This window comes from Isoptericola variabilis 225 (genome assembly GCF_000215105.1).
GTDB classification, from domain to species: domain Bacteria; phylum Actinomycetota; class Actinomycetes; order Actinomycetales; family Cellulomonadaceae; genus Isoptericola; species Isoptericola variabilis_A.
The window spans coordinates 98,628-111,907 of sequence record NC_015588.1 but is presented as its reverse complement, the minus strand read 5'-3'; the positions used below and the strand labels follow the sequence as shown (position 1 = coordinate 111,907).

The following is a 13,280-nucleotide window of genomic DNA, read 5'->3' as shown; positions in this document are numbered from 1 at the left end:
CCACGTGACCTGCGGCGGGGCCGGTCCGCGCAATTCCGTCGCCAGGTGCCTCGCGCGGCGCCTACCGTGGCGGCGTGAGCCTGCACGACGACGAGATCCGCGTCACCGCCGACGACGTCCGCCGCCTCGTGCGCGCCCAGCTGCCGCGCTGGGCCGACCTGCCCGTCCGGCCGGTCGCCGAGGCGGGCACCGACCACCGGCTGTTCGGGCTCGGCGACGAGCTCGTGGCGCGCATGCCCAAGATCGGGTGGGCCGCCGAGCAGGCGGCGAGCGACGCGCAGTGGTTGCCCCGGCTCGCACCGCACCTGCCGCTCACCGTGCCCGCGCCCGTCGCGCTCGGGGAGCCCGACGACGGCTACCCGTTCGCGTGGTCCGTCGTGCCGTGGCTCCCCGGCGAGGCGGCGGCCGACCCGCTCGACCCGGCGGCGTCGCACAACCTCGACCTCGACGCCGCGGCCGAGCAGCTCGGCGCGTTCGTCGCGGCGCTGCGCGAGGTCGAGCCGGCCGGCGGGCCGGTCAAGGACGGCACCGGCAGGGGCGTGCCCCTCGCCCGGCTCGACCGCTCCGTACGCGAGGCGATCGCGGCGTCGGGCACCCGGATCGACGGGCGCGCGGCGACGCGCGCGTGGGAGCGCGCGCTCGAGGCCGACCCGTACGACGGGCCGCCGCGCTGGCTCCACGGCGACCTCATCCCGGGCAACCTCCTGGTCGAGCGCGGGCGCCTCACCGCGGTCATCGACTGGGGCGCGCTCGGGCTCGGCGACCCGGCGGCCGACCTCACCCCGGCGTGGCAGCTGTTCTCGGGGCGCTCGCGGGCAGCGTTCCGCGAGGCGTCCGGCGTCGGACACACGCTCGACGAGGCCGCGTGGGAGCGCGGGAAGGGTTGGGTGCTCGTCCAGGCGGTCGTCGCGCTCCCGTACTACTGGGACCGGTGGCCCGCGTTCGGGCGCGCGTCGCAGCGGCGGGTGGCGGCGGCGCTCGACGACGCCGCCTGACACCTCAGGGTGGTCAGGGACGGTTCAGGGGCCTTCCCGATACCGAGCGGACAGGTGCGCCCGTACCGTCGAATCATGACGAACGGACGCACCCTGTACCGACCCCGCTCCGGCCGCCTTCTCGGCGGCGTGTGCGCGGGCATCGCCGACTACTTCGGCTGGAACCGCACGCTCGTGCGGATCCTGACCGTCGCCTCGATCATCATCCCCGGGCCCCAGGTCCTGGCGTACATCGTCGCGTGGATCCTCATGCCCGACGAGAGCAAGGCCGCGCCCCGGGCCTGAGCCGCGCTACCTGTACCCGGCCACGAGGTTGGTTACAGCCGGCTGATCGGGGGTTGGCCGCCGAGGGCTTGGTGGTGTCGTCGACGCGGAGGGACTCGCCATGGTTCTACCGGAGTGATCCTGGGCCCAGGGCCGGCGAGGACCTCAGCGTGCTCAGATGTTCGACAGGGTCAGGTAGAGATCGATCGCGGCCGGTGTGAGGATCACGATGAAGAGCACCGGAAGGATGCACACCATCAGCGGGAAGAGCACCTTGATCGGCACCTTCTGCGCCTTCTCCTCGGCGCGTTGGCGGCGACGCAACCGCATCTCGGCTGCCTGCGTCCGGAGGACCCCGCCGATCGAGATGCCGTAGGCGTCTGCCTGGAGAATCGCACGGACGAAGCGGCGGAGGTCCGGCACCGGGGCACGCTCCGCGAGGTCTTGGAGCGCCTGTCGCCGGGACCGGCCCATGCGCATGTCCTGCAGCGTTCGCGTCAGTTCCTCAGCGAGCACTCCCCGTCCGTGCTCCGCCACTCGCGCCATGGCGCCGTCGAAGCCCATGCCGGCCTCGACCGCGATCATCATCTGATCCACCGTGTCGGCCAGCTCGCGTTCGATCTTCTGCTCACGCTCCTGACCGCGACTCATGAGCAGCAGGTCAGGCAGGAAGTAGCCACCGATCGTCACGACGAGCAGGAGCGCGGTGAGCAGCGGCCGGGCGTCGGCGGCCACAGCCCACACGACAAGCACGGCGCCGATGGCCCCGAACCACACCTTGAACGCGAGCAGGCGATCCACGGGCCACCCGGCGGGCCGACCGCCGCGCACGTGCTGGCGCTCCAGCAGGCTCACGAGCGGCCGCGGCGTGAGGCGTCGACCGAACGAGTCCGGTCGGACTCGGACCAGGCTCGTCGGTGCGTCGGCGGACGCCGCGACACGCCCCTCGAGGCCACGGCGAAGGTTTGCAGCGGTGCTGCGACGCGCGGTCGCGCCCGGGTCGAGAACGAGCCAGACGACGAGCCCAGTGGCGATGGCTACGGCGACGACGGCGACGACGATTGTTGTGGGCATGGTCAGAACTTGATCCTCACGACCCGAGACATCCAGAACGAACCGATGAGGAGCAAGATCACGGCGATCACGACCGCGACGATCCCGATCGGGTGCCGGAAGAGGAGGCCTATGTAGCCCGGGTTGGTGAGCCCGAGAAACCCGGCGACCACGATCGGCAGGGAGACGAGGATGATCCCGGACAACCGCCCGTCGGCGCTCAGGGCGCGCACGTGCCGCCGGATCTCGTTGCGCTCACGGATCGTCTTCCCTACGCCTTCGAGCACGTCGGCGAGATTGCCGCCCACCTGGCGGTTGATGGCGATGGCCTGCGACACCCAGTGGAAGTCCTGGTTCTCCATCCGCACCGACGCCTCCTCGAGCGCCAGTCCGAGCGGGCGCCCGACACGCGTCTCGTTGACGATGCGACCAAGCTCCGATGCGGTGGGGTCGTCGGCCTCCCGTGCGACACCCGCGAGCGCCTGCATGAGGCTGTGCCCTGCACGCAGGTTGCCCGCGAGAAGCTGGAGCGTGTCGTCGAGCTGATCGCCAAACTTCTTGCGTCGCGAGCTTGTGCGAATCCGAAGCCACAACGAAGCGAAGAGCGGCGTGAGCGCGGCGAAGAGGAGCATGAGCCAGAAGCCACCGACGAGCAGGCCCATCGCGGCGAGCACGAGTGCAGCGACGAGGACCAGGAACACGAAGTCCTGCGGCCGCATGCGAACGCCGGCGAGGTCGAGCGCCACGCTCAGCCTGCCCTCCCGCCGCCGCATCGCCCGGGCCACGAGGCTCGTGGCCGTCGCGGCGGCTCCAGCAAGCACCGTGTCCTCGGCCGCCGTGCTTGGACGGCGACGCGACCGGGGCAGATGCGCACGGTCCGGGGCGAGGATCAGCACCGCCACCAGCGCAAGTCCGGCCGCGACGGCGATGGGCCCCCAGAGTCCGGGGCTCACGGCACCACCACGCGCGGGTCCGCGCCGTAGATGACGGATGGCAGGTGGATGCCCATCTCGGTGAGTCGCTCGCTGAACTTGGGCCGGACGCCGGTGGGACGCTGACGACCGAGGAAGCGACCGTTCTGGTCGGTTCCGGCACCGTAGTCGAAGAGGAAGACGTCCTGCAGGGTGACGGTCTGGCCCTCCATGCCCTGGACCTCAGTCACCGCCGTGACTCTGCGTGTTCCGTCGCGGAGCCGGGAAAGCTGCACGATGACGTCGACCGCCGAGGCGATCTGCTCGCGCACAGCCCGCAGGGGCAGGTCCATGCCGGCCATGAGCACGAGGGTCTCCAGGCGTGAGATCGCATCGCGCGGTGAGTTCGCGTGCACGGTCGAGAGCGACCCGTCGTGGCCGGTGTTCATGGCCTGGAGCATGTCAAGCGTCTCGCCGCCGCGGACCTCGCCGACGACGATGCGGTCGGGGCGCATGCGCAGCGAGTTGCGGACGAGGTCACGGATCGTGATCTCTCCACGACCTTCGATGTTCGGCGGCCGACTCTCGAGCCGCACCACGTGCTCCTGCTGCAGCTGGAGCTCAAGCGCATCCTCGATCGTGATGATGCGCTCGTCGCCGGGGATGAAGGCCGACAGCACGTTGAGCAGCGTCGTCTTACCGGTGCCGGTACCTCCCGAGACGATGACGTTGAGCCGTGCCTCGACGCACGCATGGAGAACGTCGGCGATCTCGGGCGTGAGCGTCCCGAACCGTACGAGATCGTCTACCCGGTACGGGTTCCGGGCGAACTTGCGGATCGTCAGGGCCGAACCGTGGAAAGCCAGGGGCGGGATGATGGCGTTGACGCGGGACCCGTCGTCGAGGCGGGCGTCGACGAGCGGCGACGCCTCGTCGACGCGCCGGCCGACGCGCGAGACGATGCGCTCGATGATCTGCCGCAGATGCTGTTCCGAGGTGAAGCGCACGGTCGTGCGGCTGAGCTTGCCGTCCTGCTCGATGTAGACAGCGTCCGGCCCGTTGACCATCACCTCCGTGATGGTCGGGTCGTCGAGCAGAGACTGCAGCGGACCGAGCCCTAGCACGTCGTCGCGGACTGCCTCGATGAGTCGCTTCTTCTCGTCGGAGGTGAGCGGCGTCTGCTCCGCCTCGACGACGGCGTTGAGCTCGGATCGCACGAGCTGGTGCAGCTGTTCCTCGCTGAGCCGCGGGTCGTTGAGCCGGTTGCCGATGCGCTCGAACAGCGCGGTGGCGGCACGCTCCTTGAGGCGGGCGAGGGGATCGCGGTCGTTGGCCACGGCTGACACCGGACGCACCACCTCGGCGGCGGGAGGCGGCACCGGTACGGTCGCCGGCTCTGGTGCAGGAAGAGAGAGCTCGGAGAGGTGACGGCCGTTTCCTCCGTCACCGGTCACGGGCTCGGCGTGCCGCTTGGCGGCGGCGAGACGGGAGGCCAGGTCCATCAGGACACCACCTTGCGACGCGACGGGCGTCCAGGTGCCACGGCACCGAGGTAGCTGGCCTGGAGCTTGCGCAACTGCTTGGCGACGGCGTCCCGCGGCTGGTGGTTGACCAGTGGCACACCCATGTTCATCGCGACGACCGCCGCCTTGGTGTGCGGGAGGGACATGTCGACCCGCGTCCGGATGGTTGCCTGGACGTCTCCGAGACTCAGGCCGGCCTTGGGATCGGCGAAGTTGAGAAGCACCTTGCGCGAATCCGGGAGCAGGTCGAGGTCGTGCAATGCATCGAGTTCCTTGCGGAGCCCGCGGACGCCCGGCACGTCCATGCTCGTGAGCAGCACCGGATCCGTGGTGTGGTCGAGCGCGGCGAGCGTGTGCGCTCCCAGACCTGCCGCGGTGTCGATGACCACGTACCGGAACTGGGTCGCGAGCTGCTCGATCAGCGCGCCCACGTGTTCCGGCGTGACGGCGCCGCCAGCCGCAGGGCTGTCGGGCGCACAGGCGACCAGAAGTCCGGATGCGTGCTGGGTGAGCTGGGTCTTCAGAGCGATGGGATCGACGTGATTGCCGTGGATCACGATGTCGGCGAGCGTGGCCTCCGGCTCGAGTCCGAGTGCGGTGGCGACGTCGCCGAACTGGAGGTCGAGGTCGATGAGCACGGTCGAGCCAGGCTGCGCCTGGGAAAGACCCACCGCGAGGTTGGTCGCGACGGTCGTCTTCCCTGCTCCCCCCTTGGGTGAGAGCACCGAGATGACGCGGCTCGGCCCCTGCGTGGCGATGGTCGGAACCCACTCCGGGGTGGCGGTACCGACCGGGACCGGGGTTGGCACCCGACGTGCGCGGGCGGCCTCGCCGACACGCGCGAGCACTGTACGCAGGTGATCAACTGGGATGTCGGGCGGGACGACGTCGCGGACCCCGGCACGCAGGGCCTCCATCGCAAGCGTGCCGTCGGCGATCCCGACGAGGATCAGGCCTGTCCCGGGGAACAGACGATCCATGCCGGCCGCAAGCTCCAGGGCCTCGAACCGTGACGTGGTCGTGTCGAGCACGACGATGTCCGGCAGAGGCGCTCCACGGAGCTGGCCGAGAAACGCTGCCGGCTCGACCGACAGTGGGGTTGCCGGGACGGTGATGCACGCTCCGTCCGCCGCTGCGTGGACCCGTTCTTGAAGTGCGTGCGAGTCTGTCGCGAGGAGCACGTTGTTCACTCGAAGATCACCTCCGGCGTGACGCGCCGCAGCCCGTCCTCGGGAGCGTCGTCCGGCTCGAGCGAGAGCCAGACGCTCTCGTACTGGGCGGCGTAGACGAACTTCTCCGTGTCGGCCGGCGAGAGGGCCAGCGTGACCATGACCGCCTCTGCGGGCTCTGACTCGGCCTCGTCGCCGTCCTGCTCGACGGGCTGAACGCCGCCACGCACGTCCGTCACGAGCACCTTGTGGAAGACGAGATGAGTCGTCTTCTCCTCACCGCTCAACGAGACGAAGACGCCGACGGTGTCACCTCGCTGCACACGGCCGCCGACCACCTGCTGCGTCGGCAGCTGAACGCTGACCTGGTGGAAGCCGGGCGGGATCTCGATCGCTGACTGCTCTTCGGGGGCGACGAACCGTTCGGCCAGGAGCTGCTCCCCCGGCAGGAGATCGGTCGTGGCGACGCGGCCTTCCACGACCGCGAGGTCGGTCAACGCCCCGTCCACGACGGCGCCGGCCGGGAGCTCACGTTCCTCGACACGGTCGCCGATCTCCTCCGCCGGCGTTCCCGCCGGCACAACCTCGGTGACGGTCAGGACGGTGGTGGGCTCGAGATCCGCCATCGCGCGGCGGTCGGCGCCGGACGCGTACACGTACGTCAGCGCACCGCCGACGATGGCGAGCAGCGCGGCCAGAACGGTGGCAATGATGCGACGGGACACGGTTCCTCAGTTCTCAGTTCAGGGTCAACCGGACGATCGCCGCGCCGAGCTGCGGCGCGTCAGGATCCAGCTCGTACTCACCGGATGCATCGACGAAGCGCTCGAACGTGCCCTGGAGGCAGCGAGCATTGTTGGCGTTGTCGTTGCCGCCACCGCCGCCACCGCCACCACCGCCGCCCATGCCGGCGCACAGCCCCTGGCCCCCCGGGCTCCTGTTCTGTCCGCCGAAGTAGTACTCGGTCAGCGTGAACGCGGCGAATCCGATGATGTGGTACTGGGCATTCGTACCGTTGTCGACGGCCTGGTCGAAGATCGGGATGAGGACCGTCTCACCGATCAGCGCGAGAAAGTCCGCGTTGCTGCATCCCTGCGGGAGCGTGTTTCCGACGGACGTCTGCACCCAACTGTCGATCGTCGCCACGGGTCCGGTGCACCCGGCGCCCGGGTCGAGCCATCCGAAGCCGCCGGGAACGGCCAAGCCGGACGGACCGGTGCAGTCGCCCACATCGTTCGTCTTGGTGAACTCGACGGTCACCGGAGGAGCATCCTCGGGGAAGTCGATGCGGATGATGTTTCCCGCGTCGTCGTACTGGGCCGTGAGGCCGGGAACCTGCGACAGGATCTCGCACGCACCGAGCGTGAAAGGGAGGACCGCCGCCCCACTGGACGGGTAACCCCAGCGGGCGGTCGCTGCCGCCGCGATGTCGGCGTCGTCGATCCCGATGATCGGCGCGAGGAAGTGGTTGCGCGACGACTCGGTTCGCACGGTGACGACACCTTCGTCCGTGTCGAGTCGCGTGATCGTCGCCGAAGCCGACCCTCCGAACGGGTTGTTCTGGGTGGCCATCTCGGACGCAGTTGCGTCGGGGTCGCCACACTCACCCTTCGCACAGTCCTGGGCTACCGCGAGCGCCGCCGCGTCAGCGCCGGTCTGCAGGAGCTGCTTGTCGGCGTGCATCGCGGCGATGTCGATCGCGAGCGCAGCGAAGCCCAGCAGCGGAACGAGGAGAAGGCCGACGAGGACAGCGGACGCGCCACGGTCCTTCTGCGTGCGGTGCCGGAGGGCACCTCGGTGGATCACCCGGTGCATCGCATTGCCGCCGTTCCCGTGAGGTCGAGAGTGAAGAAGCCCCCGAGCGGCTGAAAGTCCTCGAGGGTGATGGTCACGCGCGCGTTCCCCGGTGTCACGCCAGCGCCGCTCGCACACTGAGGTGTGGGTGTGACGGTGATCTGGTCGTCCGTCAGGGTGACCGCCGGAGCGGCTGACGCGATAGCCGCATCCATGGCTTGTCTGGCGGCGTCGGCATCGTCGGACAGCGCGAGGATGCGGACGCCGTCACGTGCCGCATTCCCGAGCACGGTCTGCACGTGGTACGCATGACCGAACCCGATGATCCCCACGATGATGAGGACGAGCACCGGAAGAACGAGTGCGAACTCGACGGCGGCTGCACCCCGGTCGGGGTCTCGTTCCGAACGACGTGCCATTCGATCTTCCTGGTGTCCGGTACAGGTCGGGGACGCCGTGGCGCCCGGACGGGTCCGGGCGCCACGGGAACAGCGGTCAGGCACCGATCACGCCGGCATGACCTCGCCGATCTTCTCGGTCACGTATTCGAAGATCGCGGTGAGCTGGCCGCCCAGGGCGAGAACGGCGGCGATGATCGCGACAGCGATGAGAGCGACCATGAGGCCGTACTCGACGGCGGTCGCACCGCGGTCCTTCGTCTCGAAGCGCCCCTTGATGAGCGAGATGAGCTTCATGAGTTTCCCTTTCGTCCGGTTGTCCCCCCGCCGGACGGCCGTTCGGCGAGGCACGCCTCGATGCTCGTGTGCACGAATCGTGGGCGCAAGGATGAAAGACGTGGACATTTGCGACATCTGAAACTTTGCCGGTTCGGCAACGGGTGATTTAGGGCTCTTCGCAGATGAGGGGGGTCACGGGGTGAGTCCTCCACCGATCAGGAGCATGCGGAGCCGGTAGTTGTCGTAGTTGCGAAAGCCGCGGGCGACGCGCCGGTGTAGCTCGATGAGTCCGTTGATCGCCTCGGTGCCGCCGTTGGAGGAGCGGGCGGTGTCGAAGTAGGCCAGGAACGCGGCGGACCAGCGGCGCAGGGTCTTGCCGAGGCGGGCGATCTCGCGGATCGGGCACCGGTGCAGGGTGTCCAGGACCCGGCGGGCGAGCCGGCGGCCGGCCTCGGGGCTGGGCTGGTGGAACACGGCGCGGACCTGTTGGGCGGCCTGCCAGGCGACGAACACCTCGAGGTGTCGTTCGTCGGCCTCGATCGCCCGGGTGAGGCGAGCCTGTTGCTTGGCGGTGAGGCGTTCGGCGCCGGCGCGCAGGATGTTGCGGATGCCGTAGAGCGGGTCGCCCTTGCGGCCGCGGTGACCGGTGGTCTGCTGCTGCACCCGGCGGCGCACCTCGTCCACGGCGGTGGTGGCGAGCTTGACGATGTGGAAGGCGTCGAGCACCGCGACCGCGTCGGCCAGCTGGTCGTCGATCGCCTTCTTGTAGCCGGCGAACGGGTCCAGTGTCGCGACCTTCACCGTCGCCCGGAACGTCTCGCCGCGCTGGTGCAGCCAGTCGGCGTACGCCTTGGTCGACCTACCGGGCACGAGGTCCAGCAGCCGGGCCCGGGTCCGGCCGGCATCGTCGCGGGACAGGTCGACCATCCCGGTCAGCTCCTTCGGCCCCCGCCGGCGCACGTCGACGTGGTGCCACACGTGCTCGTCCACGCCCAGGGTGGTGACACCGGCGAACCGGGACTCGTCCGCCGCGGCGGCCGTCAGCAGCGGGGCGATCGCGTCCCACACGGTCCACCACGACACGTCGAGCTGACGCGCCAGACCGGCGACCGAGGCGTGCTCGGCGCGCAGCTGGGCGATGGCCCACCCGATCGCCCGGGTGGTCAGGACCGCGCGCGCGGCGGCGACCTGCTCGTGCTGCTCGGTGAACGACCCGGTCTCACACCCCGGATCCGGGCACCGCCAGCGCCGCTTGCGCCACCGCAACCGGACCGGGGCCCCGAACGCCGGAGCGTCGATCAGCTCGACCATGCGCCGGCCCTTGCTCACCGCCACCACCCCGCAGGCCGGGCAGCCCATCAGCCCCGGCGGCGACTCGACCGTCACCACCAGCGCCCCGTCGTCGCGGCGCTCGACGTCGATCGCGCGCAACGGTGCCAGGCCCACCAGCAGGTCGCAGCGATCACAGTACGACGTCGCGGGAGTGGCGGATGTCGAACACGGGCAGCACGGCACGCAGGCCGTAGGCTCGGACACAGTCGAGGCCTTCCGGACAGGTTTGCTTGGTCGCAACCGATCCTGGAGGGCCTCGACCCCTACCCGGGCGTCACCGCGCCGCTCGGCGTGTCATCGCGGCACCCCCTTCATCTGCGAAGAGCCTGATTTAGGCATCAAACATCGGGTCCAGCCGGTTGCCAGGCGCGAGTGGGATAGTTCTCGTATGACGGATTCCCGACGAGGTGAGCCGGAGATCGCCCGTCCGGGGCTGCGCGAGCTCAAGAAGGCCGCCACGCGTGCTGCGATCGCGGACGCCGCCTTCGAGCTCGTGCGCGAGCGCGGGCTCGACGACGTCACCATCGACGAGATCGCCGCCCGCGCGCTCGTGTCCCCGCGGACCTTCTCGAACTACTTCACCTGCAAGGAGGAGGCGGTGCTGCACTCGGGCTACGTCGAGCCCGAGCAGCTCGTCGCCAGCCTCGGCGACCGCCCGGCCGACGAGGCTCCGCTCGAGGCGCTCCACGCCATCACGCGCGAGACCATCGGCGCGCTCACGCCCGAGCAGCTCGACGCCCTGCGCGCGAAGGAACGCCTCGTGGGCGAGTTCCCGACGCTGCTCCCGTACCGCATGGCGCAGTTCGACGCCGTCGAGGGGGCGGTGCGCCGCGCCGTCGCGCACCGCCTCGGGGTCGACGACGACGCCGCGTACCCGCGCCTCGTCGCCGGAGCGGCGGTCACCGCGATCCGCACCGCCGTGCGGCAGTGGGTGCGCCAGGGCGGGGACGCGGACGATCTCGCCGCCCTCGTCGAGGAGTGCTTCGTCGAGCTCAAGGCCGGGCTCCCGCCGGACTCCGCCCGCGAGGACGAGGACGAGGCCGAGAGCGCGGACGGCACTACGCACGACGAGCCGGCGCCGGCCGAGGAGCGCTGAGCCGGCCGTGCCGCCGGGCGTGGTCGTGGGCGTGGCCGCCGCCTGCGCCGTCGTGGCGTGGCTCCTGACCCCCTGGGCCCGCCGGCTCGTCCACAGCGAGTCGCGCTGGCTCCGGCCGTGGGTGCCCGCGGCCGTCGCGGCCCTCCTCGGCGCAGGCGCAGCGGCGGTCGCGCAGTCGTGGGCCGAGCTCCTCGCGTTCGCCGCGCTCGCCGTCGCGTCCGGGCTGCTCGTGCCCGTCGACCTGGCGACGTACCGCCTGCCGGACCGGATCGTCCTCCCGGCGACCGCGGCGGTGCTCGTCGCTTTCGTCCTCGCCGCGGCGGTCGACGCCGAGTGGGGACGGCTGCTGCGCGCGGTGCTCGCCGGCGTCGCGCTGCTCGCGCTCTACTTCGTGCTCGCGCTCATATCCCCCACCAGCATGGGGCTCGGCGACGTCAAGCTCTCGGGGGTGCTCGGGCTCGTGCTCGGCTGGTTCGGCTGGCAGGCGGTCGTCTACGGCACGCTTGCCGCGTTCCTCGTGTTCGCGCTCGCGGCGCTCGTGCTGCTCGCGCTGCGCCGCACGTCGCTGCGGGCCGACCTGCCGTTCGGACCCGCCATGATCGTCGGCGCCGCAGCCGGCGTCGCGTGGGTCGCGCTGGCCTGAGGCCGGCGGCCCCCTCTCCTCGCCTACGCCTCGCCGAGAGATCTCACCCGCTCCGGGTCTGGCCACACCGCACCCTCGCCTCGATCATCGATCGTGTGGAGACGGCGGAGCACCATGGCCGGCGATGGGGCACAAGGGCCGTCGCCGCGGTGATCGCCGTCCAGGTCGCGGTCCCGGCCGTCGCGGCGCTGCAGGAGCCGCCCGCGCGCTTCGGGTTCCAGATGTACTCCGGCTACTCCGGCACGCTGACCGTGCTCGACGCCGCCGGCAGGAGGTCGAGTTCGACCAGGGCGAGCTGTTCGCCCAGTACCCCCGCGCGGAGCTCGACTGGACCACGCACGTCGTCGACCACCTGTGCGCCGAGGTCGACGGTGCCGCCGCCGTGGCGATCGTCCAGGGCCGCCGAGCGGAGCAGGTGATCCCGTGCCCCTGACGCAGTGGCGCGTCGACGGCCGCCCCGTCGCCGGCGCCCGCATGATGCTCGCGGTGGCGCTCGCCGTCACCGTCGTCGAGTCGAGCGCCTACCTGTCGCGCATCGCCGACGGGCGGATGCGGTACCCGGTGCTCGACTGGCTTCCCGCGCCGACCACCGACGCCGTCCTCGTCTACCTCGCGCTCGGGCTCGTCGCCGCGCTCCTGCTCCTCGCCGGCGTGCTCGCCGGGTGGGCCGCCGGGCTGGGGTCGGCGCTCGGGGCGTGGGCGCTCCTGTGGGACCAGCAGACGTACTCGAGCCACCTCGTGCTGTGCACGCTGCTCCTGCTGTACCTGGCGTTCGCGCGCTCGGGCACGCGATGGTCGCTGTCCGCGCGCCTGCGGCCCCGCGAGGACCCGACCGTCCCGTGGTGGCCGCAGCTGCTCATGCTCACGCAGGTCAGCGTCGTCTACCTCTTCACCGCGGTGGCGAAGATCAACCCCGTGTTCCTCTCGGGCGAGCCGCTCGACGGCTGGACGTGGCTGCCCGGGCCGCCCTGGGTCTTCCAGGCGATGGCGCTCGCGACCGTCGCGGTCGAGCTCTTCCTCGCCGTCGCGCTGTGGGTGCCCCGGCTCCGGGTGCTCGCCGTCCTCGCGGGCGTCGCGCTGCACGCCGGGATCGTCGGCGGGCTCGACCACCTCAACGTCGTGCTCTTCGCGTTCGCGCTCACGACGACCTCGACATACGGGCTGTTCCTCACGCGGCCCGACGTCCCGCTCCCCCGGCGCGCACCCGAGCGCGTCCCCGCACGCCTTCCCGCCTGACGCTTGCGCGCGCCGTCGGGCGGGCCGACGATCGCACCATGCGGATCACGGCCGAGCAGGGCGACATCACGACCGCCCGCGTCGACGCGATCGTCAACGCCGCGAACTCGTCGCTGCTCGGCGGCGGAGGGGTCGACGGCGCGATCCACGCCGCCGCGGGCCCGCGCCTGCTCGAGGCGTGCCGCGAGCTGCGCCGTACCGAGCTGCCCGACGGCCTGCCCGTGGGCGACGCCGTCGCGACGCCGGGCTTCGACCTGCCCGCGCGCTGGGTCGTCCACACCGTGGGGCCCAACCGCCACGCGGGCGAGACGGACCCGGCGCTGCTCTCGTCGTGCTTCACGCGCGCGCTCGACGTCGCGGCCGAGGTCGGCGCGCGCACGGTGGCGGTGCCCGCGGTGAGCGCCGGCGTCTACGGCTGGGCGCCCGACGACGTCGCGTCCGTCGCGGTCAAGGCCGTCGCGGCGTGGGACGAGGCGCACCCGGGCGAGCTCGACGAGGTGCGGTTCGTGCTCTTCAGCGCGCCCGTGCTCGCGGCGTTCGAGCGGGCCATGGCGACGGCCCGCCGGCGTTGAGACGCCGGCGGGCCG

The 13,280-nt window shown here is 71.2% G+C and carries 15 protein-coding genes; 6 read left to right on the top strand and 9 right to left on the bottom strand.

Features of this window, described 5'->3' with window-relative positions; all coding sequences use genetic code 11:
- Positions 1 to 74: 74 nt before the first annotated feature.
- Together ISOVA_RS00515 and ISOVA_RS00510 are read left to right on the top strand one after the other, a co-directional pair.
- Positions 75 to 995 carry an aminoglycoside phosphotransferase family protein gene (locus ISOVA_RS00515; RefSeq protein ID WP_013837311.1) on the top strand — a complete coding sequence of 307 codons (921 nt, stop codon included), beginning with the start codon at positions 75 to 77 and terminating at the stop codon, positions 993 to 995.
- Between the two features lie 75 nt (positions 996 to 1,070).
- Positions 1,071 to 1,280: a PspC domain-containing protein gene (locus ISOVA_RS00510; protein ID WP_013837310.1), complete on the top strand. Its 210-nt coding sequence runs from the start codon at positions 1,071 to 1,073 to the stop codon at positions 1,278 to 1,280.
- A 153-nt stretch (positions 1,281 to 1,433) separates the two neighbouring features.
- Here ISOVA_RS00510 and ISOVA_RS00505 read toward each other — a convergent pair whose 3' ends face one another.
- The 9 genes from ISOVA_RS00505 to ISOVA_RS00465 form a co-directional block, all read right to left on the bottom strand.
- The gene (locus ISOVA_RS00505; RefSeq protein WP_013837309.1) at positions 1,434 to 2,333 is read right to left on the bottom strand and encodes a type II secretion system F family protein; all 900 of its coding nucleotides are present in this window, start codon (positions 2,331 to 2,333) and stop codon (positions 1,434 to 1,436) included.
- Positions 2,334 to 2,335: 2 nt separating this feature from the next.
- On the bottom strand, positions 2,336 to 3,265 hold the full coding sequence (locus tag ISOVA_RS00500; RefSeq protein ID WP_013837308.1) for a type II secretion system F family protein: 930 nt from the start codon (positions 3,263 to 3,265) through the stop codon (positions 2,336 to 2,338).
- Positions 3,262 to 4,725, bottom strand: coding sequence for a TadA family conjugal transfer-associated ATPase (locus ISOVA_RS00495; RefSeq protein ID WP_013837307.1), 1,464 nt, complete (start codon positions 4,723 to 4,725; stop codon positions 3,262 to 3,264). The genes ISOVA_RS00500 and ISOVA_RS00495 overlap by 4 nt, the downstream gene beginning before the upstream one ends.
- Positions 4,725 to 5,936 carry a CpaE/TadZ family protein gene (locus ISOVA_RS00490; RefSeq protein WP_013837306.1) on the bottom strand — a complete coding sequence of 404 codons (1,212 nt, stop codon included), beginning with the start codon at positions 5,934 to 5,936 and terminating at the stop codon, positions 4,725 to 4,727. Before ISOVA_RS00490 ends, ISOVA_RS00495 begins: the two co-directional genes overlap by 1 nt.
- Positions 5,933 to 6,640, bottom strand: coding sequence for a Flp pilus assembly protein CpaB (cpaB, locus tag ISOVA_RS00485; RefSeq protein WP_013837305.1), 708 nt, complete (start codon positions 6,638 to 6,640; stop codon positions 5,933 to 5,935). Before cpaB ends, ISOVA_RS00490 begins: the two co-directional genes overlap by 4 nt.
- A gap of 13 nt (positions 6,641 to 6,653) precedes the next feature.
- Positions 6,654 to 7,730, bottom strand: a complete 1,077-nt coding sequence (locus ISOVA_RS00480) for a pilus assembly protein TadG-related protein (RefSeq protein ID WP_013837304.1) — start codon at positions 7,728 to 7,730, stop codon at positions 6,654 to 6,656.
- Positions 7,718 to 8,128: a TadE/TadG family type IV pilus assembly protein gene (locus ISOVA_RS00475; protein ID WP_013837303.1), complete on the bottom strand. Its 411-nt coding sequence runs from the start codon at positions 8,126 to 8,128 to the stop codon at positions 7,718 to 7,720. Before ISOVA_RS00475 ends, ISOVA_RS00480 begins: the two co-directional genes overlap by 13 nt.
- Before the next feature lie 87 nt (positions 8,129 to 8,215).
- Entirely contained in the window at positions 8,216 to 8,404 is a 189-nt protein-coding gene (locus ISOVA_RS00470) for a Flp family type IVb pilin (RefSeq protein ID WP_013837302.1), read from the bottom strand.
- A gap of 174 nt (positions 8,405 to 8,578) precedes the next feature.
- Positions 8,579 to 9,922, bottom strand: coding sequence for an ISL3 family transposase (locus ISOVA_RS00465; RefSeq protein WP_463323640.1), 1,344 nt, complete (start codon positions 9,920 to 9,922; stop codon positions 8,579 to 8,581).
- A 184-nt stretch (positions 9,923 to 10,106) separates the two neighbouring features.
- Here ISOVA_RS00465 and ISOVA_RS00460 point away from each other — a divergent pair, with 184 nt between their 5' ends.
- From ISOVA_RS00460 to ISOVA_RS00445, 4 genes are all read left to right on the top strand, one after another.
- A complete protein-coding gene (locus ISOVA_RS00460; protein ID WP_013837300.1) occupies positions 10,107 to 10,814 on the top strand; it encodes an acyl-CoA-like ligand-binding transcription factor in 708 nt (235 codons plus the stop codon).
- Between the two features lie 7 nt (positions 10,815 to 10,821).
- The gene (locus ISOVA_RS00455) at positions 10,822 to 11,457 is read left to right on the top strand and encodes a prepilin peptidase (RefSeq protein ID WP_013837299.1); all 636 of its coding nucleotides are present in this window, start codon (positions 10,822 to 10,824) and stop codon (positions 11,455 to 11,457) included.
- Between the two features lie 423 nt (positions 11,458 to 11,880).
- Positions 11,881 to 12,693: an HTTM domain-containing protein gene (locus ISOVA_RS00450; RefSeq protein ID WP_013837298.1), complete on the top strand. Its 813-nt coding sequence runs from the start codon at positions 11,881 to 11,883 to the stop codon at positions 12,691 to 12,693.
- A 38-nt stretch (positions 12,694 to 12,731) separates the two neighbouring features.
- Positions 12,732 to 13,265 (top strand): O-acetyl-ADP-ribose deacetylase, encoded by a 534-nt coding sequence (locus tag ISOVA_RS00445; protein ID WP_013837297.1) that lies wholly within the window; start codon positions 12,732 to 12,734, stop codon positions 13,263 to 13,265.
- Positions 13,266 to 13,280: the final 15 nt, after the last annotated feature.